Source organism: Mycobacterium sp., from assembly GCF_019247635.1.
Taxonomy (GTDB): Bacteria; Actinomycetota; Actinomycetes; order Mycobacteriales; family Mycobacteriaceae; genus Mycobacterium.
Genome location: NZ_JAFBAR010000004.1, coordinates 1 through 24716, shown reverse-complemented (window position 1 = coordinate 24716; position 24716 = coordinate 1). Strand labels below are relative to the sequence as shown.

Annotated in this window: 21 protein-coding genes, 2 tRNA genes and 1 pseudogene; 6 read left to right on the top strand and 18 right to left on the bottom strand. The window is 65.2% G+C overall.

Annotated features, from left to right (window positions below; genetic code table 11):
• Positions 1-363: 363 nt before the first annotated feature.
• The 5 genes from clpX to JO236_RS00275 form a co-directional block, all read right to left on the bottom strand.
• Positions 364-1644 (bottom strand): ATP-dependent Clp protease ATP-binding subunit ClpX, encoded by a 1281-nt coding sequence (gene clpX / locus JO236_RS00295; protein ID WP_293323132.1) that lies wholly within the window; start codon positions 1642-1644, stop codon positions 364-366.
• 401 nt (positions 1645-2045) lie between these two features.
• Positions 2046-2690 carry an ATP-dependent CLP protease proteolytic subunit ClpP2 gene (gene clpP2, locus JO236_RS00290; protein ID WP_293323130.1) on the bottom strand — a complete coding sequence of 215 codons (645 nt, stop codon included), beginning with the start codon at positions 2688-2690 and terminating at the stop codon, positions 2046-2048.
• Positions 2687-3274: an ATP-dependent CLP protease proteolytic subunit ClpP1 gene (clpP1, locus tag JO236_RS00285; protein ID WP_293323337.1), complete on the bottom strand. Its 588-nt coding sequence runs from the start codon at positions 3272-3274 to the stop codon at positions 2687-2689. Before clpP1 ends, clpP2 begins: the two co-directional genes overlap by 4 nt.
• Positions 3275-3379: 105 nt before the next feature.
• Positions 3380-4828: a trigger factor gene (gene tig / locus JO236_RS00280; RefSeq protein ID WP_293323128.1), complete on the bottom strand. Its 1449-nt coding sequence runs from the start codon at positions 4826-4828 to the stop codon at positions 3380-3382.
• Between the two features lie 35 nt (positions 4829-4863).
• Positions 4864-4940 (bottom strand) — tRNA-Pro (locus JO236_RS00275).
• A gap of 153 nt (positions 4941-5093) precedes the next feature.
• Here JO236_RS00275 and JO236_RS00270 point away from each other — a divergent pair.
• Both JO236_RS00270 and JO236_RS00265 read left to right on the top strand, forming a co-directional pair.
• Positions 5094-5164: transfer RNA gene (locus JO236_RS00270), tRNA-Gly, on the top strand.
• 33 nt (positions 5165-5197) lie between these two features.
• Complete coding sequence (locus tag JO236_RS00265) at positions 5198-6391, top strand: serine hydrolase domain-containing protein (protein WP_293323126.1); 1194 nt, start codon at positions 5198-5200, stop codon at positions 6389-6391.
• A 20-nt stretch (positions 6392-6411) separates the two neighbouring features.
• Here JO236_RS00265 and JO236_RS00260 read toward each other — a convergent pair whose 3' ends face one another.
• The 4 genes and pseudogenes from JO236_RS00260 to JO236_RS00245 all read right to left on the bottom strand — a co-directional run bounded on the left by JO236_RS00260 (position 6412) and on the right by JO236_RS00245 (position 8815).
• Positions 6412-6696 (bottom strand): hypothetical protein, encoded by a 285-nt coding sequence (locus JO236_RS00260; protein ID WP_293323124.1) that lies wholly within the window; start codon positions 6694-6696, stop codon positions 6412-6414.
• Positions 6697-6811: 115 nt separating this feature from the next.
• Positions 6812-7619, bottom strand: a pseudogene (locus JO236_RS00255) (Fpg/Nei family DNA glycosylase).
• Between the two features lie 3 nt (positions 7620-7622).
• Positions 7623-8102, bottom strand: coding sequence for a ribose-5-phosphate isomerase (locus JO236_RS00250; RefSeq protein ID WP_293323122.1), 480 nt, complete (start codon positions 8100-8102; stop codon positions 7623-7625).
• Positions 8103-8203: 101 nt separating this feature from the next.
• A complete protein-coding gene (locus JO236_RS00245; RefSeq protein ID WP_293323120.1) occupies positions 8204-8815 on the bottom strand; it encodes an Rv2466c family mycothiol-dependent reductase in 612 nt (203 codons plus the stop codon).
• Positions 8816-9078: 263 nt separating this feature from the next.
• On the opposite strand from JO236_RS00245, the gene pepN reads away from it, so the two are divergent.
• On the top strand, positions 9079-11703 hold the full coding sequence (gene pepN / locus JO236_RS00240; protein WP_293323118.1) for an aminopeptidase N: 2625 nt from the start codon (positions 9079-9081) through the stop codon (positions 11701-11703).
• On the opposite strand, the gene JO236_RS00235 is transcribed toward pepN, so the two are convergent.
• From JO236_RS00235 to JO236_RS00215, 5 genes are all read right to left on the bottom strand, one after another.
• Positions 11694-12416: a hypothetical protein gene (locus JO236_RS00235; RefSeq protein WP_293323116.1), complete on the bottom strand. Its 723-nt coding sequence runs from the start codon at positions 12414-12416 to the stop codon at positions 11694-11696. The genes pepN and JO236_RS00235 overlap by 10 nt on opposite strands.
• Before the next feature lie 50 nt (positions 12417-12466).
• Positions 12467-13159, bottom strand: coding sequence for a hypothetical protein (locus JO236_RS00230; RefSeq protein WP_293323114.1), 693 nt, complete (start codon positions 13157-13159; stop codon positions 12467-12469).
• Positions 13160-13260: 101 nt separating this feature from the next.
• Positions 13261-13728, bottom strand: a complete 468-nt coding sequence (locus JO236_RS00225) for a DUF5130 domain-containing protein (RefSeq protein ID WP_293323112.1) — start codon at positions 13726-13728, stop codon at positions 13261-13263.
• Positions 13715-13939, bottom strand: a complete 225-nt coding sequence (locus JO236_RS00220) for a hypothetical protein (RefSeq protein ID WP_293323334.1) — start codon at positions 13937-13939, stop codon at positions 13715-13717. The genes JO236_RS00225 and JO236_RS00220 overlap by 14 nt, the downstream gene beginning before the upstream one ends.
• Positions 13940-14028: 89 nt before the next feature.
• On the bottom strand, positions 14029-14694 hold the full coding sequence (locus tag JO236_RS00215; RefSeq protein WP_293323110.1) for an HNH endonuclease: 666 nt from the start codon (positions 14692-14694) through the stop codon (positions 14029-14031).
• Between the two features lie 145 nt (positions 14695-14839).
• Here JO236_RS00215 and JO236_RS00210 point away from each other — a divergent pair, with 145 nt between their 5' ends.
• The 3 genes from JO236_RS00210 (at position 14840) to JO236_RS00200 (ending at position 17898) form a co-directional block, all read left to right on the top strand.
• Complete coding sequence (locus JO236_RS00210) at positions 14840-15235, top strand: globin (RefSeq protein ID WP_293323108.1); 396 nt, start codon at positions 14840-14842, stop codon at positions 15233-15235.
• Positions 15235-16812: a glycoside hydrolase family 13 protein gene (locus JO236_RS00205; protein ID WP_293323106.1), complete on the top strand. Its 1578-nt coding sequence runs from the start codon at positions 15235-15237 to the stop codon at positions 16810-16812. Before JO236_RS00210 ends, JO236_RS00205 begins: the two co-directional genes overlap by 1 nt.
• Positions 16813-16881: 69 nt before the next feature.
• Positions 16882-17898, top strand: a complete 1017-nt coding sequence (locus tag JO236_RS00200) for an FAD/NAD(P)-binding protein (protein WP_293323332.1) — start codon at positions 16882-16884, stop codon at positions 17896-17898.
• Positions 17899-17957: 59 nt separating this feature from the next.
• Here JO236_RS00200 and JO236_RS00195 read toward each other — a convergent pair whose 3' ends face one another.
• The 4 genes from JO236_RS00195 to JO236_RS00180 all read right to left on the bottom strand — a co-directional run.
• Positions 17958-18632 (bottom strand): hypothetical protein, encoded by a 675-nt coding sequence (locus JO236_RS00195; RefSeq protein WP_293323329.1) that lies wholly within the window; start codon positions 18630-18632, stop codon positions 17958-17960.
• Positions 18629-19045 carry an acyl-CoA thioesterase gene (locus tag JO236_RS00190; protein ID WP_293323104.1) on the bottom strand — a complete coding sequence of 139 codons (417 nt, stop codon included), beginning with the start codon at positions 19043-19045 and terminating at the stop codon, positions 18629-18631. Before JO236_RS00190 ends, JO236_RS00195 begins: the two co-directional genes overlap by 4 nt.
• Positions 19042-23880, bottom strand: a complete 4839-nt coding sequence (locus JO236_RS00185) for an NAD-glutamate dehydrogenase (RefSeq protein ID WP_293323102.1) — start codon at positions 23878-23880, stop codon at positions 19042-19044. Before JO236_RS00185 ends, JO236_RS00190 begins: the two co-directional genes overlap by 4 nt.
• A 97-nt stretch (positions 23881-23977) precedes the next feature.
• The coding region (locus JO236_RS00180) for an ATP-binding cassette domain-containing protein (RefSeq protein WP_293323100.1) at positions 23978-24716 on the bottom strand (739 nt) is incomplete at its 5' end.

The following is a 24716-nucleotide window of genomic DNA, read 5'->3' as shown; positions in this document are numbered from 1 at the left end:
TTCCATGTATGACCTGGCTAGGGACTCCGATGCAGCTTCAGATTACGCGCCCTCGGAGCGCCTCTCTTGCGTTGAAGTTTGATGTCACTGGCGGTATCAATTATGGCACCGTTCGGCGGCTCAGTCGGCCGTCTCCGGCGCCTGACACGCGGCTGTCTTGCGGTCACAGCCAGCTAAAACACCATGTCAGCCAGGGGGTGGGTCAGGCAACAGGTCGACGGGTGGACAATAGTGTGGTTTTGGTCACTCTCCGTTCAGGAGAAGGCGATTTTCGTGCCCGCCATACGTAACACAGTTTTTGGAGGTGACGCCCGTCCCGACGACCCTGATCGCCGCTTAGGTCACGCTCGTAGGGGTCGTAGGCTAGGCGCTCTTGTCGCGGCGCTCGCTGCGCGAGGGCTTGCGCGGCACGATCGTCGGCAAAACGTTGTCCTGCACCGTCTCCTTGGTCACCACCACTTTGGCGACGTCGTCGCGGCTTGGGATGTCATACATCACCGGCAGCAGGACTTCTTCCATGATGGCCCGCAAACCACGGGCGCCGGTGCCGCGATGAATCGCCTGGTCGGCGATCGCTTCCAGCGCGTCGTCGGTGAACTCCAGCTCCACACCGTCCATATCGAAGAGCCGGGTGTACTGCTTGACCAAGGCGTTCTTCGGCTCGGACAGGATCTTGACCAGGGACTCCTTGTCCAGGTTGGTGACCGAGGCAACCACCGGCAGCCGACCGATGAACTCGGGGATCAGGCCGAACTTGATCAGGTCCTCGGGCATCACTTCGGCGAAGTGATCGGTGGTGTCGATCTCGGCCTTGGAGCGAACCTCGGCACCGAAGCCCAGACCACGCTTGCCGACCCGCTCGTAGATGATTTTCTCCAGTCCCGCGAACGCACCGGCGACGATGAACAAGACGTTGGTGGTGTCGATCTGGATGAACTCCTGGTGCGGGTGCTTGCGGCCACCCTGCGGCGGAACCGACGCCTGGGTGCCCTCCAGGATTTTCAGCAGCGCCTGCTGCACACCCTCGCCGGAGACGTCTCGGGTGATCGACGGGTTCTCGCTCTTGCGCGCGATCTTGTCGACCTCGTCGATGTAGATGATTCCGGTCTCCGCGCGCTTGACGTCGTAGTCGGCGGCCTGGATGAGCTTGAGCAAGATGTTCTCGACGTCCTCGCCGACGTAGCCGGCCTCGGTGAGCGCGGTGGCGTCGGCGATGGCGAACGGCACGTTGAGCATCTTGGCCAACGTCTGCGCCAGGTAGGTCTTGCCGCATCCGGTGGGTCCAAGCATCAGGATGTTGGACTTGGTCAGCTCGACGGGCTCGGTCCTCGAGTCGCGGGTTTTCTCGCCGGCCTGGATCCGCTTGTAGTGGTTGTAGACGGCGACGGCCAGCGTCCGCTTGGCGGTGTCCTGCCCGATGACGTAGCCCTCCAGGAAATCCCGGATTTCGACGGGCTTGGGCAATTCGTCGAGCTTGACGTCATCGGCATCGGCAAGCTCTTCTTCGATGATCTCGTTGCAAAGGTCTATGCACTCATCGCAGATGTACACCCCGGGGCCCGCAATGAGTTTCTTGACCTGCTTCTGGCTCTTCCCACAGAACGAGCATTTCAGCAGGTCACCGCCGTCTCCGATGCGCGCCATGATGCTTTCGGGCCTACTTCCTGTTCGCCGTTCGTCTTGCCGTCCCGCATGTAATCCCCGACGGTACCCGCTTGCTCGGGCACCACGCGACAATTAACGCCGAATCGCGTGGTTGGTATTCATCGGTGTTCATGCCCGTTTCGTTCGAATGAAACATATCGCCCGACGGCACCGGTCACGGGCTGAGACGCGCACGGCGTGTCTTGGGCGTGTCGCGGTCGCTACCTGACCGAGGCTGTGGGGCTGTGATTTCCGGGGCCCCCGCCGCAAGATGCCCGGCCAGTCCCCCGACCAATCAGCCTACAGTGGCCGTCCGGATCGCGTCAGCGATTGCCGTTGCCCAGTGTGTACGCGCCGCGAGACACCGGGCGGGCCCGCAGCCGGTGCACGTTCGGGGAAGGTCAGGCCGTCTGCGCGGAGAGCTTGCGGTACTCGAGAACGGTGTCGATGATCCCGTAGTCCTTGGCGTCCTCTGCGGTCAGGATCTTGTCCCGGTCGGTGTCCTTGCGGATCACCTCGGGGTCCTTGCCGGTGTGGCGGGCCAGCGTGGTCTCCATCAACGTACGCATCCGCTCGATCTCGGCGGCCTGGATCTCCAGGTCGGAGAACTGCCCCTGGATCACGCCGGACAGCGACGGCTGGTGGATCAGCACGCGGGCGTTGGGCAGTGCCATCCGCTTGCCCGGCGTGCCGGCGGCCAGCAGCACCGCCGCCGCCGAAGCCGCCTGACCCAGGCACACGGTCTGGATGTCGGCCCGCACGTACTGCATGGTGTCGTAGATCGCCATCAGCGAGGTGAACCCGCCACCGGGAGAGTTGATGTACATGGTGATGTCGCGGTCGGGATCGAGGGACTCCAGCACCAGCAGCTGCGCCATGATGTCGTTCGCCGACGCGTCGTCAACCTGGACGCCGAGGAAGATGATGCGCTCTTCGAACAGCTTGTTATACGGGTTGGACTCCTTGACGCCGAAGCTGGAGTGCTCGATGAACGACGGCAGGATGTAGCGCGCCTGGGGCTGGATCTGAGGGTTCTGAGTACTCACTGGGCTTCTCCATTGATATGGGCGGCGCGGGTGATGATGTGGTCGACGAAACCGTATTCCAAAGCTTCCGGGGCAGTGAACCAGCGGTCGCGATCGGAGTCCGCCTCGATGCGTTCGATCGGCTGGCCGGTGAATTCGGCGTTGAGCCGGAACATCTCCTTCTTGATGACGGCGAACTGCTCGGCCTGGATGGCGATGTCGGCCGCGCTACCGGTCACCCCACCCAGCGGCTGGTGCATCAGGATACGAGCGTGCGGCAGCGCGTAGCGCTTGCCCTTGGTGCCCGCCGCCAACAGGAACTCGCCCATCGATGCGGCCATGCCCATCGCGTACGTGGCGATGTCGCAGGGCGCCAGGACCATGGTGTCGTAGATCGCCATGCCGGCGCTGATGGATCCACCCGGCGAGTTGATATAGAGGTGGATGTCCTTGGTGGAGTCCTCGGCGGCGAGCAGCAGAATCTGCGCGCACAACCGGTTGGCGATGTCGTCGTTGACCTCCGAACCCAGGAAGATGATGCGCTCGGAGAGCAAGCGCTCATAGACCGAGTCCGTGAGGTTGAGACCCTGCGAGTTCGAACGCATGTCAGTCACGACTGGGTTACCTGCTTTCTCGAGTTCTGTATGCACCGACACTAACCAACTGAACGCGCAGTGTGACGGCCAAGCCAGCCACGTTCGCTCACAGCGTCATGCTTCAGTTTCGCCGGATTCGCTGCCGTCTTCTTCGGCCTCGTCGGCCTCGTCGAGTTCGTCGGCCTCGTCGAGTTCGTCGAGTTCGTCAGCCTCGTCGAGTTCGTCGAGTTCGTCTTGGGCTCCGCGTGTACCGAAGAACTCACTGGTGTCAATCGTGTTGCCGTCCGAGTCGGTAACCGTCGCCGCCTCGGCCACCGCCTTGAGGGCCACCTCGCGGCGCACATCGGCGAACATCGACGGCAGCTGGTTGTTCTCCTGCAGGTAGGCGAACAGCTGTTGCGGCTCGATGCCGTATTGCCGAGACGTAGCCAGCAGGCGTTGCGTGAGGTCATCCTGGCCGACCTGGACGTTGAGGTCCTCGGCCAGAGCATCCAGCAATAGTTGCCGCTTGACGTCCGTCTCCGCGGCGCTGCGGGCCTCGGCGTCGAACTCCCCGCGCGACGACCCCTGCTGGACGAGCAATTCGTTGAACTTGGCTTCGTCGTGGTTGAGGCCGCTGATCGCGTTGTGGATAACGCTGTCGTACTGGGCTTGCACGTACGACTCGGGCAACGGCACGTCGACCTGCTTGAGCAGAGCGTCGATGGTCGCGGCGCGAATCTGCTCGGCCTGCTGGGCGCGCTTGGCCAGGCGCACCTGCTCGCCGAGGCTGGCCTTCAGCTCGTCGATGGTGTCGAATTCGCTGGCCAACTGCGCGAACTCGTCGTCGGGTTCGGGTAGTTCGCGCTCCTTGATCGATTTCACGGTGACCGTGACATCGGCATCCTGCCCGGCGTGTTCGCCGGTCGCCAGCTTGGCGGTGAAGGTCTTCGACTCCTCGGCGGCCAAACCGATCAACGCGTCGTCGAGGCCCGCGATCAGCCTGCCGGAGCCGACCTCGTGGGACAGCCCCTCGGCGGCGGCGTTCGGCACGTCCTCGCCGTCGACGGTTGCCGACAAGTCGATCGACACGAAGTCGCCGGTTTGCACGGGCCGGTCCACCCCGGTCAGGGTGCCGAATCGGGCACGCAACGACTGCAGCTCGGCGTCGACGTCGTCGTCGCTGACCTCGACGGGGTCCACCGTCACGGTCAGCGCGCTCAGATCGGGCAGGGTGAGCTTGGGACGGACGTCGACCTCGACGGTGAACGCCAGGTCCTCTCCGTACTCCTTCTTGGTCACCTCGATGTCGGGCTGGCCGAGCGGCTGGACCTCCGACTCGGTGACCGCCTGCCCGTAGCGGCTGGGCAGGGCGTCGTTGACGACCTGATCGAGCATCGCCTCGCGGCCGAACCGCGCCTCCAGCAGCCTGGCCGGCGCCTTGCCGGGTCGGAAGCCGGGTAGCCGCACCTGTTTGGCCAGCTCCTTGTAGGCCCGCTGGAAATCCGGCTCGAGTTCGGTGAAGGGCACCTCCACATTGATGCGAACCCGCGTGGGGCTCAATTGCTCGACGGTGCTCTTCACGGGTGTGCTCCTTGGTGTTCGTTCGTGCGATCGATTGGTCGGGGTGACAGGATTTGAACCTGCGGCCTTCCGCTCCCAAAGCGGATGCGCTACCAAGCTGCGCTACACCCCGCACTGACCTCGCGATCCTACGGCGCGCCCGCTCGGCCTTCGCAATGACGTCCGGCGACCTCACAGACCTCATAGACCTCACGGAGCGGTTACAACGTCGCTTCGATTAGATTTGATCTCTGCCACCACGTACAGTCTCGCTCGACTAATACTCGCGGGCGTAGCTCAATGGTAGAGCCCTAGTCTTCCAAACTAGCTACGCGGGTTCGATTCCCGTCGCCCGCTCGGGGGCGAGTTGCCGCTCGATAGAAAGGCGCCATGAGCGACGTCGAACGCGCTGTTGTCCACGGCTCATGCGCATCCGACTTCGTCCGCGTCCGAGACGCTTTCGAGCGCAACTTTATGGAGCGTAAGGAGGCCGGTGCCGCCGTTGCCGTTTGGGTCGACGGGGACCTCGTCGTAAACCTTTGGGGCGGTTCGGCGGACGCTGCCGGCACCCGGCCCTGGCGGGAAAACACCCTGACGACTGTGCTGTCGGGCACCAAGGGCATGACGTCCACCTGTGTCCACCAGCTGGCCGACCGCGGTGAGTTGGACCTGCACGCGCCGGTGGCCCGCTATTGGCCCGAGTTCGGCCAGGCGGGTAAGCAGAACATCACGCTGGCCATGGTCATGGGCCACCGCTCCGGCGTCATCGGGCCGCGCACGCGGTTGAACACGAAGCAGCTCGTCGACTGGGACTTCGTCTGCGAACAGCTGGCCATCGCCGAACCGTGGTTCGAGCCGGGAACCGCGCAGGGCTACCACATGACCACGTACGGATTCATCCTCGGCGAGGTGTTCCGCCGGGTCACGGGTCGCACCGTCGGCCAGTATCTGCGCACGGAGATCGCCGAACCGATCGGCGCCGACATCCACATCGGCTTGTCCCCGGCCGACCAGCGCCGCTGCGCCGAACGGGTGAACAAGCCCACGGGACGCCAGCTGCTGGCCGAGCTGGCGGCGCCGGGCTACCCGACCAGCCTCGACGAGCACCCCAAGGCCGGGATGTCGATCGCGATGGGCTTCCTCCCCGACGACGACCTGGACACCGAAAACCTGCAACTGTGGCGCCAACTCGAGTTCCCCGGCACCAATGGGCAGGTGTCGGCGCTGGGATTGGCGACGTTTTACAACGCGCTGGCCCAGGAGAAACTGCTCAGCCGTGAGCACATGGAGCTGGCCCGGGAGAGCCAGGGCGGCTTCGAGCCCGATTTGGTGCTGGGTCCGCGCGTCGCCGACCACGGCTGGGGCCTGGGCTACATGCTTAACCAGCGGTGCATCAATGGGCCCAACCCCCGGATATTCGGCCATGGCGGCATGGGTGGCTCGTTCGGGTTTGTCGACCTGGAGCATCGAATCGGCTATGCCTATGTGGCTAACCGGTTCGATGCCAGCAAGGCCAACGCGGACCCGCGCAGCGTCTCCCTCAGCAACGCGGTGTACGAGGTGCTCGGAGTCAGCACGGACTGACCGGGCCTGCGGTCAGTCGATCACCGCTGCCACGGCTGCTGCGGCGGTCCCGACCCACCCTGCCAGCCGGGCTGACCCCAGTCACGGCTGTGGTTGTAGCCGTCAATGTCGCGGTGGTGATCGTCGTGGCAGTTGTTGCCGTCCCAGTTCGAGCCCCACCCCGGGTCCCAGAACTGACCCGGGCACCAGTGGTATTGCGCAAACGGGCCTGGTTGCGCCTGAGCGTCGCCGGCACCCACGCCGGCAATCCCCAGGGCGGCTGCTATCGCGAAAGTCGTTGCGGCTAAACGTGGAATGATTCGCATACACCCACTGTTACCCGACGAAGCTGTGTCAGATCCCGGAATGCCGGCGTTTCACCCTGTAGGTTTCCTGCCAATTAGCTTGCGGTGAAGCTTATTTGACGCATGCTCAGGATTGTTATGTTTGACAAACGCCACACCAGAACACATTTCGACCCTCGAGCACCGCGGTGCTGATCGTTGTTCCGCATACGCGGCACGCCTCGCCGGCGCGGCGATAGACATAGGTACGGGGCCGGCCCTGCCGGTACGACGGCGGGCCGTGGTCGTGTTCGGGGCGCACCACGATGATCTTGCCGCGGCGCAGACCGACCTTCATCAGCGCGACCAGATCGGTCCATGCCGCGTCGAACTCCGCCTCGCTGATCTGCAGACCGGGCCGGTAGGGGTCGATGCGGTGGCGATACAGCAACTCGCTGCGGTAGACGTTGCCCACCCCGGCGATGACGGTCTGGTCCATCAGCAGTGCGCCAATTGGCCTGCGGGACTTGCTGATCCGGGTCCAGGTCCACGACGGGTCGGCGTCCCTGCGCAATGGGTCGGGCCCGAGCCTGGCCACCACGTCGGCGACCTGCCCCTCGTCGATCAGCTCACATACCGTCGGGCCGCGCAGGTCGGTGCCATATTCGGCGCCCACCACGCGCATCCGCACCTGCCCCACCGGTTCGGGTAGCACACCGCCGGCCGGACGTTCCCATTCGGTGAACGTGCCGTACAGACCGAGATGCACGTGCACGATCGGGCCGGAGTCGTAGTGGTGAAACAAGTGCTTGCCCCACACGCTGGTGCGCCGCAACACCCGGCCGTCCACGACGGCCGCCGAACTGGCGAATCGGCCCTGCGGACTGGAGACCGCCACGGGCGCACCGGCGAAACCGCCGCTGGTGCAACCGGGCCAGCCGGTGCAGGGTGTGCCCTTCGGGCACGGCTTACGGGTGCGCGCCGGGCACCGGCGGCGCGACGTGGGTGCGTTCGTACTCCGCGAGGATGTCGATACGCCGTTGGTGGCGTTCGGCTTTCGAGAACGGCGTGTTGACGAACGCGTCGACGAAAGACAGCGCCTCCTCGACCGTGTGCATCCGGCCGCCGATTCCGATCAGTTGCGCGTTGTTGTGTTCGCGGGCCAGCGTCGCGGTCTCGACGCTCCACGCCAGCGCGCAGCGCACCCCGGGCACCTTATTGGCCGCGATCTGCTCGCCGTTGCCCGAGCCGCCCAACACGATGCCCAGGCTGTCGGGGTCGGCCACCGTCCGCGCCGCCGCGGCAATGCAAAATGCCGGGTAGTCGTCTTCGGCGTCGTAGGTGAGGGCGCCGCAGTCGATCGGCTCGTGCCCGGTTTTCGTCAGGTGTTCGATGATGTGTTGCTTGAGCTCGAATCCGGCGTGATCGGACCCCAGGTAGACGCGCATGCCCGACATTGTGCCCGACGCCTTCACCGCACCCCCACCGAGAGTGAACCTCACGACGCGTCAACGGCGTGTCGCGTCGTGAGATTCACACTCGACGCTGGCTAGTCGAACTGCGGCGGCTCGGTGCGGGTCCGCTTGAGTTCGAAGAAGTGCGGGTAGGCCGCGAAGGTCACCGAGGCGTCCCAGAGCTTGCCGGCCTCCTCGCCGCGCGGAATCTTCGAGAGCACCGGGCCGAAGAACGCCACGCCGTTGACGTGGATGGTCGGCGTCCCGACGTCGTCGCCGACAGCGTCCATTCCGGCGTGGTGGCTCTTGCGCACAGCTTCGTCGTAGGCGTCACTGGTCGCGGCCTCGGCCAGTTCTGCGGGCAGGCCGGCGTCGGCCAGCGAGAGCTTGATGACGTCGTCAAGGTCTTTGTTGCCCTCGTTGTGAATCCGGGTGCCCATCGCGGTGTACAGCGGCGCAAGCACCTCGGAGCCGTGCGCCTGTTCGGCGGCGATCGCAACTCGCACCGGGCCCCACGCCCGCTTGAGGTTTTCGCGATATTGCTCCGGCAGGTCCTCGCGGTTTTCGTTGAGCACCGCAAGGCTCATGACGTGGAAGTTCACGTCGATGTCGCGAACCTTTTCCACCTCGAGAATCCAGCGCGAGGTTATCCAGCACCACGGACACAGCGGATCGAACCAGAAATCGGCCACAGACTTGTCAGGCATTCACGGGTCCTCTCGGAGTCAGATTCGGTCGCAACACCGATGGGCACAACCGTAGCCGCCGCGCCTATGTTCCCGGTCACGCGCGAGTTGGACGATGGCGACCCGCTTCGCCCGGCTACGCCGCGCTCGCGATCGCCACGGGGCTGGACGATGGCGACCCACTTCGCCCGGCTACGCCGCGCTCGCGATCGCCACGGGGCTGGACAATGGCGACCCGCTTCGCCCGGCTACGCCGCGCTCGCGATCGCCATTAGGTTGGACGGATGGCTCTTCCTAACCTGACCCGGGACCAGGCCGTCGAACGCGCAACCTTGGTCACCGTCGACAGCTACCAGATCAGCCTCGACCTCACCGACGGCAACGGCGACCCGAGCGAAGGGACGTTCCGCTCCACTACCAAGGTGACTTTCGACGCCCTGGGCGGTGCCGACACGGTCATCGACCTCGCCGCGGACAGGATTCACAGCGCCACGCTCAACGGCCGCGATCTCGATGTGTCCGAATACGACGAGTCGACCGGGATCCCGCTGCGTGGGCTGGCCGACCGCAACGTCCTGGTCGTCGACGCCGACTGCCGCTATTCCAACACCGGCGAGGGTCTGCATCACTTCGTCGACCCGGTGGACGGCGAGACCTACCTGTACTCCCAATTCGAGACCGCCGACGCCAAACGCATGTTCACCTGCTTCGACCAGCCCGATCTCAAAGCGACGTTCGACGTCCGGGTGACCGCGCCGGGGCACTGGAAGGTGGTCTCCAACGGCGCCACCACCGATATCACCGACGGGGTGCACACCTTTGCCACCACGCCGCGGATGAGCACCTATTTGGTGGCCCTGATCGCCGGACCCTACGCCGTCTGGGAGGACACCTACAGCGATGAACACGGCGAGATACCGCTGGGCATCTACTGTCGTGCCTCGCTGGCCGAGCACATGGACGCCGAGCGGCTGTTCACCCAGACCAAGCAGGGATTCGGCTTCTACCACAAGAACTTTGGGTCACCGTATGCGTTCGGCAAGTACGACCAGCTGTTCGTACCCGAATTCAACGCCGGCGCAATGGAAAACGCCGGAGCGGTGACGTTCTTGGAGGACTACGTCTTCCGGAGCAAGGTCACCCGAGCCTCCTACGAGCGCCGCGCCGAGACTGTGCTGCACGAGATGGCACACATGTGGTTTGGCGACCTGGTCACCATGACCTGGTGGGACGACCTGTGGCTGAACGAATCCTTCGCCACCTTCGCCTCGGTGCTGTGCCAAAGCGAGGCAACCGAATTCACCGAGGCGTGGACGACGTTCGCGACGGTGGAAAAGTCCTGGGCTTACCGCCAGGACCAGCTGCCGTCGACGCATCCGATCGCGGCCGAGATCCCTGACCTGGCCGCGGTCGAAGTCAACTTCGACGGCATCACCTACGCCAAGGGCGCCTCGGTGCTCAAGCAGTTGGTCGCCTATGTCGGCCTGGACCACTTCCTGGCCGGATTGCGCGACTACTTCCGCGCCCACGCCTTCGCCAACGCGACGTTCGACGATCTGCTCTCAGCGCTGGAGAAAGCGTCCGGCCGCGACCTGTCGAATTGGGGTCAGCAGTGGCTGAAAACCACTGGGCTGAACACACTTCGGCCGGATTTTGACGTGGACGGCGACGGCAAGTTTACCCGGTTCGCCGTGACGCAGAGCGGTGCCGAGCCGGGCAAGGGCGAGACGCGCGTACACCGGCTGGCCATCGGAATCTACGACGAGGATCCTTCCGACGGGTCCGGCCGCTTGGTACGCCTGCGTCGCGAAGAACTCGACGTCGACGGGTCCGTCACGGATGTTCCTGCGCTGGTTGGTGTTTCGCGTGGCAAACTGATCCTGGTCAACGACGACGACCTGACCTACTGCTCGCTGCGGCTCGACGCCCAGTCGCTGCAGACCGCACTGAGGCGCATCGCCGACATTGCCGAGCCGCTGCCGCGCTCGTTGGTGTGGTCGGCTGCCTGGGAGATGACCCGCGACGCCGAGCTGCGCGGCCGCGATTTCGTCGCGCTGGTGTCGGGCGGCGTGCACGGCGAAACGGAGGTCGGGGTATTGCAACGGCTGTTGATGCAGGCGCAGACGGCACTGGCTTCTTATGCCGAGCCAGCCTGGGCTCGCGAGCACGGCTGGCCGCAATTCGCCGATCGGCTACTGGAATCGGCCCGCGACGCCCAGCCGGGTTCGGACCATCAGCTGGCCTACGTCAACGCCCTGTGCACGTCGGTGTTGTCGCCGCGGCATGTCGAGACGTTGGCGGCCGTGCTGGACGGTGACCCTGCCGCGCAGGGGTTGGCGGGCATCGAGATCGACACCGACCTGCGCTGGCGCATCGTGACGGCACTGGCGACCGCCGGGGCAATCGACGCCGACGGACCGAAGACGCCCAAGATCGACGCCGAGGTGCAACGCGACCCGACCGCAGCCGGCAAGCGGCACGGCGCCCAGGCCGCGGCGGCACGACCGCAATTCGACGTCAAGGACCAAGCGTTCACCAGGGTGGTCGAGGACGACACCTTGGCCAATATCTCCAGCCGCTCGATCATCGCCGGCATAGCCGCGCCGGGGCAAGCTGAGCTGCTCAAGCCGTTCACTGCACGTTATTTCCAAGTGATACAAGGGGTTTGGGAGCGGCGATCTAGCGAAGTCGCGCAAACGGTGGTGATCGGCCTGTACCCATACTCGGATATCAGCGAGGAGGGCATTGCCGCCGCCGACGAGTTTCTGCGCGATCCGGCAGTGCCATCGGCATTGCGCCGACTGGTTCTCGAAGGCCAAGCGGGGGTGAAGCGTTCGTTGCGCGCGCGGCGGTTCGACGCGGATCAAACCCCGGATCAAACCCCCGATCAAACCCCGGATCAGACATAGCCGCCATCGGACAAGCCGGCGTCCTCTTCAAGCCTGTTCGTCTTGCGAAACACCCTCTCGCGCAACATCTCCCACCCGTAGTCGGCAACCATCCGCGCATGACCCCTGACGGCCCATTGCCGGGAGTGGCGCTCCTCGTGGTGCAGAACCCGATCCAGGGCGAGGTCGGTCTCCACGGGCCTGCCGTCGCGCCCGGCGTACCAGGCGTGACCGGACTTCACGATCAGGCGCAGCATCTCCGCGGGATCGGCGCTGCGGATGTTGACCATGAAGATGTCACCCCACGCGGTACCACCCTGCGCGCTGAACATGCGCAAAATCCGATTGCCGGCGACACCCATGAGCATTCCGTTCGGGGTCGTGACGAGTCGCCCGCCGTGGGCCAGGACGAATCCGACATCCTGGTCGTAGCTCCAGCGGTTCGCGGTCTGCCTGTCGATGATGCGCTGCACCTCGGCCGCCGAGTAGGGCGTATCCGGGAAATCGTTGGCAATCCCCGGCTGATCGCCGGCCTTGTCGTAGCCGGTGCCGGCGTTGACGACGTACGTCAGCACCGTCGCCCGACGCGCGTCGTCCCCGCTGAGGCCCGGCGCAAGCAGGAAGAACGACTTGCCGTGCGGGTCTTTGATTTCCTCGAGTTCCTCGAGAAGTTTGATGTTCTCCGCGGTGATGCCGTGCCGTTCGCCGATCTCGGAGACGACTTCTGCTGGCACGCCCTGACGTTCGACGTTTCGCAACCACATGGCCCGGCGACCCAACGCGGTTATTGCACCGTTTGTTGGGTGACTGTCATCTCGAAATCGCCGCCGCCCCAGGCTGACATGAAGGTGGCGACGGGCACCTGCTCGTCACGGCCGTCATCGGTGCCGCTGTCGTTGAGGTGCGCGACGCCGTTGCCGGCGTCCACACCGATCACCACCACTTCGTGGTCACCTGTTTGGGCATGGTGGCCCTCCCAGATTGTTGCGCTGCTCACCGGGATCATCACGGCGTGGTGCGAGCCGAGCGCGTTCTCCAAGGCGGTCAGTGCGGCCTCACCCTTGGCGTCTTCGGAGGTGGTGGCCTGGATGCCGTAGTGCGTCAGCAGGACCGCGATGTCGCGGGTGTCGACGCCCTCTCCTTCGGTATCGGTGTACACCGTCGTTCCGCTTGCGGCGACGCTGGGCGTGCTCTGCGCGAGTTCGATGATCTGCTGTTCGCTGGGCATTTGGCCGGTGATCTGGCCGACCACGCCGGCCACCGACATCAGCACGCAGTTGTTGTTGAACGACTGCGCGGCCCAGTACTGGGCAGCCTTGGCCGGGTCGCCGTACATGCCGGAGGGGTCCGCCGCGGCCGGCGCCGCCAGCACCACGCTCGTACCGCCGGCCCCGGTCAACGCGACCAGGCCGACGAAGACTGTCACCGCGGTGGCACGTACCACGGCTACCGCGCGCGGCAGAAAGCTGGCGGTCATGCAGGTTCCTCTCTCGGTCATTTCGAAACGGTTGCACCGTAACGCTAAACGAGGAACCGAACGGCTGGTTGGCTTTGCGCGCAAGAGGACGGAGCAGACAACTAGGCCGGCGAAATCTCCGCACTCATCGCGAGGACCGCGTTTATCAGACCGCCGATCAGATTGCCCTGCTCGAACGAGGACGCCGCGGCGGCCACCCCTTGCGGCGCCGCCGACTCGGCACCTCGGCCGCGGACTTGTGAGCCGTAGACCACTTCGATGGCGCACTGGTCCGGCGAGACGGCGAGCAGCACCGCGTTGTCCGGTGTCGGCACCTTGGCCAGGATCTCGCGCGCGCGTGCCGCGGTGTCGCTGCCCAGGTCGCCGAGGTAAACGGCGAACCGCGTCATGGAGGCCCGCGAGCTGTACTTCAGTGCGTCATCCAGGGCGACGAGGTCTTTGATCGGGAACGGGTAGTGCACGGACACTTCGCCGGGCTCGGTGACCCCGGAAATCCGACCGCTAGTCGTGACGACCCAACCCGAGGGTAGGTGGGTGTGCTCGATCGTCGCTAAATCACCACGTCCCACTGGCGCCACCTCCGACTGTGAACTCCGATGCTGCGTGGCCGTGCGCGCCGCCGACGGCTTCGTCGGTGGCCGCCCACAGGATCGGGGCATGGGTCCAGGGCTCAGACAACTTATAGGTCGCCGGGTGCGGGCCCCTGCGGGACCAGATCAGCCCCACCAGGATGGCGACCAGCAGTAGCGGGATCCCCGTCATAAGCATGTGGATCTGCATGATGCTCACGACGCAAACCGTATCCCACCACAGCCGCTATCGGCGCACTTGGTGCGCAAGAAACTCACCCCGCCCGCGGGCAATCCGGCTTAAGCGGCGCCTTCACCCAGGTAGCGAGCCCACGCTGGATCGAGCTCCTTGACCGTGGACAGCAGACGCCAATGCTGCCCGGTCGGCGGCATGGGCGCCCGGCGCAGATCCCAGCCGAGTTCGGTGAGCAGCTTGTCGCCCTTGCGATGGTTGCAGGGCGAGCAGCAGGCGACGCAGTTCTCCCAGGAGTGGTCGCCGCCGCGACTGCGGGGCACCACGTGGTCGACGGTGTCGGCCTTCGCCCCGCAGTAGGCGCAGCAGAATCGGTCGCGGTGCATCAGCGCGGCGCGGGTCATCGGGACGCGGGCTCGGTAGGGCACCCGCACGTAGGAGCGCAGCTGGATCACCGAGGGCACCACGATGGAGCTGGTCGCCGAATGAATGACCGGCCCGGCCGGGTCGTGGTGTACGACGTCGGCCTTGCCGCAGATCAGCATGACGATGGCCCGCCGCAGCGGCAATGCGGTCAGCGGCTCGTAGGTCGAGTTCAGCAGCAGCACCCGCCGGCGGTTCCAGATCGACGCGGTGTCGTGCCGGTTCGGCGGATGGGTGTCGACACGCGGATGACCTTCAACACGGTGCAGGCATGACGCGGTCGCGGGCCCGGTCGACCCAGCCGCGGCACCCGAATTGCGGTGGCTGCGGCGTCTCTTGCCCTGCGCCATGTAGCTCCTCCGCGGATAGTCCACCATGATTCGCCGCTAATCGCACCCTTATTGCAGGTGCGCGCCGTGTCGATCCGGTGAACAGCGGGCAAGGCTTCCGGCCCGGCTTCCCCTGCTCGCCAACCGATACACCACAATGGAGAGGATGGATCAGGGCCAAGAGACCTTCTACGACGCAGTCGGCGGTGCCGAGACCTTCAACGCGATCGTCGCGCGCTTCTACCAGCAGGTACCCGAGGACGAGATACTGCGTGAGCTCTACCCGGCGGACGACCTGGCGGCCGCCGAGGAACGGCTGCGGATGTTCCTCGAGCAATACTGGGGCGGCCCGCGGACCTACTCCGACCAGCGCGGCCACCCCCGGCTGCGGATGCGGCACGCACCGTTCCGGATCACCCCGATCGAGCGCGACGCCTGGCTGCGATGCATGCACATCGCTGTTGCCTCGATTGACCCGCAAACTCTCGATGATGAGCACCGCCGCGAACTGCTCGACTACCTCGAGATGGCCGCCCACTCCTTGGTGAACTCGGGGTTCTAATGGCTGCTCAGAGCGAGGCATGGTGGTCGAGTGCGGTCTTCTACCAGGTGTACCCGCGATCGTTCGCCGACAGCGACGGCGACGGGGTGGGCGATCTGGATGGCTTGACGGCCCGGCTCGACTACCTGAAAGACCTTGGTGTCGACGCGCTCTGGCTCAACCCCGTCACCGTCTCGCCGATGGCCGACCACGGCTACGACGTCGCCGATCCGCGTGACGTCGACCCGTTGTTCGGAGGGCTGGCCGCGTTCGAACGGCTGATCGGCGCGGCCCACCAGCGGGGCATCAAGGTCACCATGGACGTGGTGCCCAACCACACCAGCTCGGCGCACCCGTGGTTTCAGACGGCGCTGCGCGCCGGGCCGGGCACCGACGCGCGCGAGCGCTACATCTTTCGCGACGGGCGCGGTGCCGGCGGGCTGCTGCCGCCGAACAACTGGAAATCGGTGTTCGGCGGATCGGCCTGGACCCGGGTGGTCGAGCCGGACGGCAAGCGCGGCCAGTGGTATCTGCACCTGTTCGACGTCGAGCAGCCCGACCTGAACTGGGACAACCCGGAGGTCTTCGACGACTTCGAAAAGACGCTGCGGTTTTGGCTGGAACGCGGCGTGGACGGTTTCCGCATCGACGTCGCACACGGGATGGCAAAGCCGCAAGACCTGCCGGACTCGCCCGAAGTCGGGAGCCGGGTGTTACACCACACCGACGACGACCCCCGCTTCAACCACCCGAGCGTGCACGCGATTCACCGCGATATCCGCACCGTCATCGACGACTATCCCGGCGCGGTGACCGTCGGCGAGGTGTGGGTCACCGACAATGCCCGGTGGGCCGAGTATCTGCGACCCGACGAACTGCATCTCGGCTTCAATTTCCGGCTGGCCCAGATCGCCTTCGACGCCACCGAAATTCACGACGCGGTGCGAAATTCTTTGGCGGCCACGGCTCTTGAGAATGCGACCCCGACGTGGACGCTGTCCAACCACGACGTGGGCCGCGAGGTCACCCGGTACGGCGACGGGACGATCGGGCTGCGCCGGGCGCGCGCGATGGCGATGCTGATGCTCGCGCTGCCGGGCGCGGTATTCATCTACAACGGCGAGGAACTTGGCCTGCCCGACGTGTTGGACCTGCCCGACGAGGTGCTGCAGGACCCGACATGGGAGCGGTCCGGACATACCGAACGCGGACGCGACAAGTGCCGAGTTCCGATTCCGTGGTCGGGCGATGCTCCCCCGTTCGGGTTCTCGACGTCAGCCGACACCTGGTTGCCGACGCCCGCCGATTGGGTGGCGCTGACCGTCGAAAATCAGGACGCGGACGCCGACTCGACGTTGTCGTTCTTCCGCCGCGCACTCGAATTACGCAGGCAAAGAAGCGAATTCGCGGGGACTGCCATCGATTTCCTGTCCGCGGCCAGCGATGCGGTGGTCTTTCGGCGTCGCGACGGCGGCCTCGTGTGCGTGTTGAACGCCGGCGATCGCCCGGTCGAGCTGCCGGCGGGCGAAGTCATCCTGGCCAGCGCGCCACTGGTCGACGGCGAACTGCCGCCGGACAGCGCGGCGTGGCTGGTCTAGCGAAGAGGCGAGCCAGCATCTCGATGCCCGCTGCTCTATATCTGGTACATGGCACCCTTTGCGTGGACAGTGATCGGAGCGGGTCCCGCGGGAGTTGCCGCGGTGGGAAGACTCCTTGATGCGGGAATCGCACCGGAAACGATTGCTTGGATTGATCCCGACTTTGCCGGTGGCGACATCGGGCAGAAATGGCGGCCGGTGTCGAGCAACACAATTGTCGGGACATTTCTTAGCTTCTTGAATCGCTCTCCGGCATTCCGGTTCTCGGAGGCACCTGCCATGCCGCTGCGGGAAGTCGACCCCGAGGAAACCTGTGCCCTCGCACTCGTCGCAGAACCATTGGTTTGGATCACCGAGCACCTGCGCGAGCGGGTCCAAACCTTTCAGACGACGGCAATCGCGCTGTCCTTGGCGCAGCGGCACTGGACGATTGAGACAAGCGAGCAGGAAGTCGCCGCGGAAAATGTGATCCTCGCCGTCGGAGCCATCCCGAAGAAACTCTGCCATCCGCACCTCGACGAGATTCCGGTCGAAGTGGCGCTTGATCCAGAAAAGCTGGCCCAGCAGCCGCTGGAGGGTGCGACGGTTGCCGTCTTCGGCTCGTCACACTCGTCGATGATCGCCTTGCCGCATTTGCTTCGCCATCCCGTCGAACGGGTGATCAACTTTTACCGGAGTCCGCTGAAATACGCGGTTTACCTTGACGATTGGATCTTGTTCGACGATACCGGCCTCAAGGGACGCGCGGCGGTGTGGGCCCGGGAAAATATCGACGGAACATATCCCGAACGGCTGGAGAGATGCTGGGTATCCGGCCCGGATTTCAAGGAGAAACTCCAAGCTTGCGATCGCGTTGTCTATACCGTCGGGTTCGAGCGGAGAAAGCTGCCCGACACGCCGCAATGGGGGCAGCTGGATTACAACCAGAGGAACGGAATTCTGGCCCCCGGGTTGTTCGGGCTGGGCATCGCGTTTCCGGAGTACGCGGAAGATCCCTACGGGTTCGGACAATATCGAGTGGGGCTGCAGAAGTTTATCGATTACCTGGACTCCGTTCTCCCCTTGTGGCGGCTCTACGGGCCCTGATGCGACCGCTTAAAATCGCCGTGATCCCGTCCCGGAACCCGACGCAGCACTCCGGTGCCTCACCGCAGCACCAGCGCTGCGTGGGCGCGGCGCCAGTACACCGACCCGAACCTGGCGTCGACACGCAGCCAGGCCGGCAGTATCCGGACGCGGATCGGCTCGTCGGCGGGGATCGCGCCCGAGGACTGCGGTAGGAAACCCATTGCGGTCAAAGCGAATATGCAGCGCATGGGCAGTCCGACGCTGACGTCGGCCGAGCTGACCCGGATCACCTCCTGGTCGAGCAGCGAAACCGGCGGGCCGTGGGAACCGCTGTGCTCCTTGGCCAGTTGTGTTCCTTGCTGCGCGAGGTCGAGCATGACCTTTGCCGGCACGTCGTCGAGATGGACGAAACCTGACTCCGGGGGGAGCGCACCTCGCCACGCCGAGTCCATCGCGAAGCCCGGGTCGACGTAGCCCGACGAATCCATGGCCGCCAGGCCGCGCGCCAAAGCGTCAGCGCCGACCGACAGGTCCTCGGGCCGCGCGGTGCCGGCCACCACACGACTGGCCAAAACGTCGAAACCCGTTGCCACCCAGGCGCTTACCAATTGGGCGGATCGAACGCGAAGCCGGATGATAGCCGTCTCGTCGAGCCGCCGCGCATGATCGACGAACGTAGCCAGATCCCGTCGGTGCGCCGAATCGCTGAGCCAGAGCCCTCGCTCGGCTCCGCCCCCCGCTTCCGCCGCTATTCCCTTAGCCACCGTTTTAAGTACTCCCGATGATGCGGCGCCAAACGCACCAGCCGCTGCTCGTCGATGTGGAAGGCGGCGAGCTGCGTCTCGGCGATGACCGCCGGTTTGGACTCGGGCTCCGCGGCGACCGAACGCACCTCGTAGCCCAACGTGAAGTCGACCGCCCGGAGCCGCTTGACCCACATCGCCACCTGCAACGGTGAATCGACCAGCCGCAGTTGACCTTTGTAGGTGACCCGCACGTCGGCGATCAGCAGTCCGGTGGTGGTGATGTCGGAGGCAAAAGCGTCACGCAGGAAGGGGACCCGGGCTTCTTCGAGGATGGTGACCATGGTCGCGTGGTTGATGTGCTGGTACATATCGATATCCGACCAGCGCACGGGAACAGGCGCGACGAATCCCACGGTCAACTCGACGATCCCCGTCCACTGGTGCGTGTCATGCGGCGGATCTGGCGCGCCGCCACGGACAGTGTGGCGAGGTCCTTCTCGCCACTTTCCCGCAGCTCGTCGAGGGTCCGGCGGGCACGCTCCACCCGGGAGGCGCTGATGTGTTCCCACTCGGCGATCTTCTCTTCGCCACTTTCCTCCGGCTCCCCCACCGCGAGCACGTCGAAACACAGCGCCCGCAACGACGCATAGATATCGTCACGAATCGCCAAGCGCGCCAACGCATGCCAGCGGTCATTCCGCGGCAGTTCGGACACCGCCGTCAACAGGCTGTCGGTGCCCAGCCGGTCCATCAGGGCGAAGTAGGTGTCGGCGACGTCGGCGGTATCGACCTCGGTGATGTCGGCGATGTCGATGATGTCGAGCAGGCTGTAGCGATACAACCCGGCCGCGACCCGGTAGGCCAGGTCTTCGGGCGCCCCCTGCGCCGCGAATTCCGCGGCTTCCTTTTCCACGATGGCCTTGTCGTCGCCGCGCAACCACTCCGACATGCGCGGCGTCAACGCCTTGACCTTGGCGGCGAACCGGTTGATTTCGGCACCGACGGCCAGCGGCTGTGGACGGTAGTTGAGCAGCCAACGTCCGGCGCGGTCGATCAGCCGCCGGGTATCCAGCGTCAACCGGTCTGACAGGGCAACCGGCAGATTCGCCGCGCGGATCCGGTGCCAGACGTGGCCGATACCGAATATGGCGTCCGTGGCGACATAGGTGCGCACCGCGTGAATGGGAGGCACGCCAACGTCTTCGGCGATCCGGAACGCGTAGCTGATGCCGGCGGTGTCCACCAGGTCGTTGACCAGCATGGTGGTGACGATCTCGCGGCGCAGCTGGTGCGACCGGATCTCGGGGGTGAAGCGTTCGCGCAGCGGCGTCGGAAAGTATCGCGGCAGCCTGGACGCGAACACATCGAGGTCCGGAAGGTCGGTGGTCAACAGCTCCTCTTTGAGAGCCAGCTTGACGTGCGCCATCAACGTCGCGAGCTCGGGCGAGGTGAGCCCCAGGCCCATGTCGGTGCGGCGCGCAATCTCCTTCTCGGACGGCAGCGCTTCCAGTTCGCGGTTGACGCCGCGCTCGGCCACCAGGTAGGCGATCTGCATCGCATGCACCGGCAGCAGGCTTGGCGCGTTGGCGCGACTGGTGCCCATCAGGTCGTTTTGGTCCTCGTTGTCGGCGAGCACCAGCTGCGCTACCTCGTCGGTCATCGACTCCAGCAGCTCTTTACGTTCCTCGACTTTGACCTTGCCGGCGGTGACCAGCGCGTCGATCAGGATCTTGATGTTGACCTCATGGTCGGAGCAGTCCACGCCGGCGGAGTTGTCCATCGCGTCGGTATTGATCCGGCCGCCCGCCAGGTCGAATTCGACGCGGCCCAATGCCGTCACGCCGAGATTGCCGCCCTCGCCGATTACCTTGGCGCGCACCTGGTTCCCATTGACCCGCACCGGATCATTAGCACGATCGCCGACATCGGCGTCGGACTCCGATTCGGCTTTGACGTAGGTGCCGATGCCACCGTTGAAGAGCAGATCCACCGGTGCCTGCAGGATGGCTCGCATGAGGTTGGGCGGGGCCATCTCGCTGACGTCGCCGTCGATGCCGAGCGCGCTGCGGACTTGCGCGCTGATCGGAATGGCCTTCTGCTCGCGGCTGTACACCCCGCCGCCGCGGCTGATCAGCGACTTGTCGTAATCGTCCCAACTGGACCGGGGTAGGGCGAACATCCGCTGACGTTCCACCCACGACGACGCGGGGTCGGGGTCCGGGTCGAGGAAGATGTGCCGGTGGTCGAATGCGGCGATCAGCCTGATGTGCTTGCTCAGCAGCATGCCGTTGCCGAACACGTCGCCGCTCATATCGCCGACGCCGACGACGGTGAAGTCCTCGGTCTGCGTATCGACGCCCATCTCCCGGAAGTGCCGTTTGACGGCTTCCCAGGCGCCTTTGGCGGTGATGCCCATGGCCTTGTGGTCGTAGCCCACGGATCCGCCTGAGGCGAACGCGTCCCCTAGCCAGAACCCGTAGGACTTGGCGACATCGTTGGCGATGTCGGAGAACGTGGCGGTGCCTTTGTCGGCGGCGACGACGAGGTAGGCGTCGTCGCCGTCGCGCCGCACCACCTGCGGCGGCGGGATTACCTTACCGGTGTTGTGGTCGACGTTGTCGGTGATGTCCAGCAGCCCCGAAATGAAAAGTTGGTAGCACGCAACGCCTTCGGCACGGGTGGCGTCGCGGTCGACGGCCGCGTCGCCGGTCGACAGCGGCGGCCGCTTGAGCACGAAACCGCCCTTGGCTCCGACCGGCACGATGACGGCGTTCTTCACCGCCTGCGCCTTGACCAGGCCCAGGATCTCGGTGCGGAAGTCGTCGCGGCGGTCCGACCAACGCAGGCCGCCGCGCGCCACATGGCCGAACCGCAGGTGCACGCCCTCCACGCGGGGCGAGTACACGAAGATCTCGAACTTCGGACGCGGCAGCGGCAGCTCGTCGATCAGCTGCGCGTTGAGCTTGAGCGACAGCACATTTCGACTGCGGGCCGAATCCTGGTGTGTCACGAAGTGATTGGTGCGCAGGGTGGCCTGAACGAGCGACGCGAACGCGCGCAGGATGCGGTCGGTGTCCAGGCCCACCAGTGCGTCGATGTCGGCGGCCACCGCGGCGGCAGCCGCTTGCGCGTCGCGGCCGGTCGCCGACCCCGCGGGATTGGGGTCGAACAGCGCCTCGAACAACGTGACCAGCGAGCACGCGGTCGAAGGATGTTCGTTGAGCACCGATTCGATGTGTGATTGGCTGTAGGGAAAACCCGCCTGCCGCAAGTACTTTGCATACGCTCGCAACAGCACCACTTGTTGCCAGTTCAGTCCGGCGCGCATGACCAGTTCGTTGAGGCGGTCGATCTCGACGCGGCCGTGCCAGATCGCGGTGACCGCGTCGGCGAAGCGCTGCGCACCGGCGTCCCGCTCTGCGGCCGAGGACGCCAGCGGGATGGTGGGATGCGGGGAGATCTTGAACTGGTAAATCCAGACCGGCAGGCCGTCGGGCCGGGTGACGCTGAACGGTCGCTCTTCGAGCACGACGACGCCCATGCTCTGCAGCATCGGCAGCAGCTCGCTCAAGGAGGCGGTACACCCGCCCAGGAACCAGGTCAGCTGGGCTACCCCTTGCTCATCGCGCTCGGAGAACACCAATTTGACCGAATCAGGGGTCAGCTCTTTGATGATGGCGATCTGCTCGATGGCGTCGGCCGGGTTCACCGCCTGCTTATAGGCCTCGGAGAACGCGCCGGCGTAATGCTCGGCGTCGGCCAGCGAGACCGGACCCTCCGAGAGGGTTGAGGTGGCACCGGTCAGCCGGTCGCCCCATGTCCGCGCCGCCTCGGTCAGTAGCGCTTGGATCCGGATCCGGTTGGCTTCGGAGACATCGACGCTGCCGGGCGCGGAATCTTCGGGCAGCCGTACCATGAAATGCATTAGTGCCCAAGGTGATTCGCTAACACGCGCGGTGAATTCTAGTCGCGTCCCACCAAATTCGCGGACCAGGATGTCCTCGATCTTCAAGCGCACCGGCGTGGTGTAGCGATCGCGTGGCACATACACCAGGCAGGAGACGAAGAACTGCAGCCTATCCGCCCGCAGGAATAGCAGCGCTCGGCGCTGGGATCCGAGATCGATCACGGCCTTCGCCATCGCCAGCAGCCGCTCGGCGCTCAGCGTGAAGAGTTCCGGCCGGGGAACGGTCTGGATGACGTCAAGCAGTAGCTGGCCCGGGTGGCTGGGGTCGCTGCGAGCCAGATCCAGCGCCTCACGGACCCGGCGCGAGATCGTCGGGATTTCCAGGACGTCGGCGTTCATCGCAGCGACGGTGAAAAGCCCGACGAAACGATGCTCGAGAACTTGCTTGCCGCCGTTGTTGTCGAGATATTCGCGAACCGCGATGGCATACGGGTAGGCGCCGTACCGCAGGTAGCTGCCCACGGCGGCTTGCGCCAAGACCAGTAGTTTGTCGTCGTCGGTAAGCCGTGGCCGGGAACCGCTGCGTGCGCGCAGCACGCCGAGGCCACTCGACCCGTCGCCGATGACCAGAGCGTCCTGCACCCGGCAGGGCTGGTACCCCAGCAGCAGGAAATTTCCCCTGTCCAGCCAGCGCAACAGGTCGGCGACGTCCTCGCGATCCGGTGCGGCAAAGCGTCCTTCGGTGTTGGCGTCGACGCGCGCGGCCAGGTCGCCAAGGATGGTGATCATCGCGGCCGCGTCGACGGCGACGCGCTGGACGTCGACCAGGACCTTGGGCAGCAGGCGTTCAACCTCGGCCAGAGCCGTGCGATCGACGGAGGGCACGAGCTTGACGTAGATCCACGCCTCGCCGACGTACGGCGATGTGCCTTCGGCCTTGGGTTCGACGCTGAGCAGCTCGCCGGTCGGGCTGCGGTGCACCTCGAAGACCGGGGTCATGATGGCCGTGTAGAACACCCCGAGCCGGTGTAGCAGGACGGTGACCGAATCCATCAGCATGCTGCCGTGGTCGGTGACCACCTGCAGCGCCGGGCCGAATCCCCCGGCTTCGTCGGCCGGGTAGACGCACACACAGCTGTCGCCCGCGGCACGGTGTTGGCCGAGCCGATAGTGCGCAGCCAGCATGGGCGCCGTCACCAACGAGGCAGGATCCGCTGAGCCGGACGGCCCGTCGTCGGCCGGTCCGCGATAGCTGTCCAGGTAGGCCTTGGAGATCCATTGGGGAATGTCGTTGCTCTGCGTGAATTTCCACGCGACATCTTGCTTAGCACCGGGATCGATCGTCATACCGATTGCTCCCAACTCGCGAATACACCGGCTCGATTGCCCCACTCCTCAGCGGCCATCCCGGCCGCATCGTCGCGAGGCTGTAGCAGAGCTGACCTTAGTCGCGTGTCAGCTTGCGGTGGGTCACTCTGTGCGGACGCGCCGCCTCAGCCCCGAGCCTGTCCACCTTGTTTTCTTCGTATGCGCCGAAGTTGCCCTCGAACCAGAACCATTTGGCCTCGTTGTCGTCATCGCCTTCCCAAGCCAGGATGTGCGTGCAGGTCCGGTCCAGGAACCAGCGATCGTGCGAAATCACCACCGCGCAGCCGGGGAATTGCTCGAGAGCGTTCTCCAGCGAGCTCAGCGTTTCGACGTCCAGGTCGTTGGTTGGCTCGTCCAGCAGAATGAGGTTGCCGCCCTGCTTGAGCGTCAGTGCCAGGTTGAGCCTGTTGCGTTCGCCTCCAGACAGCACGCCGGCCGGCTTTTGCTGGTCGGGACCCTTGAAGCCGAACGCCGACACGTAGGCCCGCGACGGTACCTCGGTGTGGCCGACCTCGATGTGGTCGAGCCCATCCGAGACCACTTCCCACACTGTCTTTTTCGGATCGATACCGGCGCGGGCTTGGTCTACGTAACTCAGCTTGACGGTCTCTCCGACCTTGACGGTGCCGCTGTCCGGCTCCTCGAGCCCGACGATGGTTTTGAACAGTGTGGTCTTGCCGACGCCGTTGGGACCGATGACGCCGACAATCCCGTTGCGGGGCAGGGTGAAGGAAAGATCCTTGATCAGGGTGCGTCCATCGAAGCCCTTGTCGAGGTGCGCGACCTCGACAACCAGGTTGCCCAGTCGGGGCCCG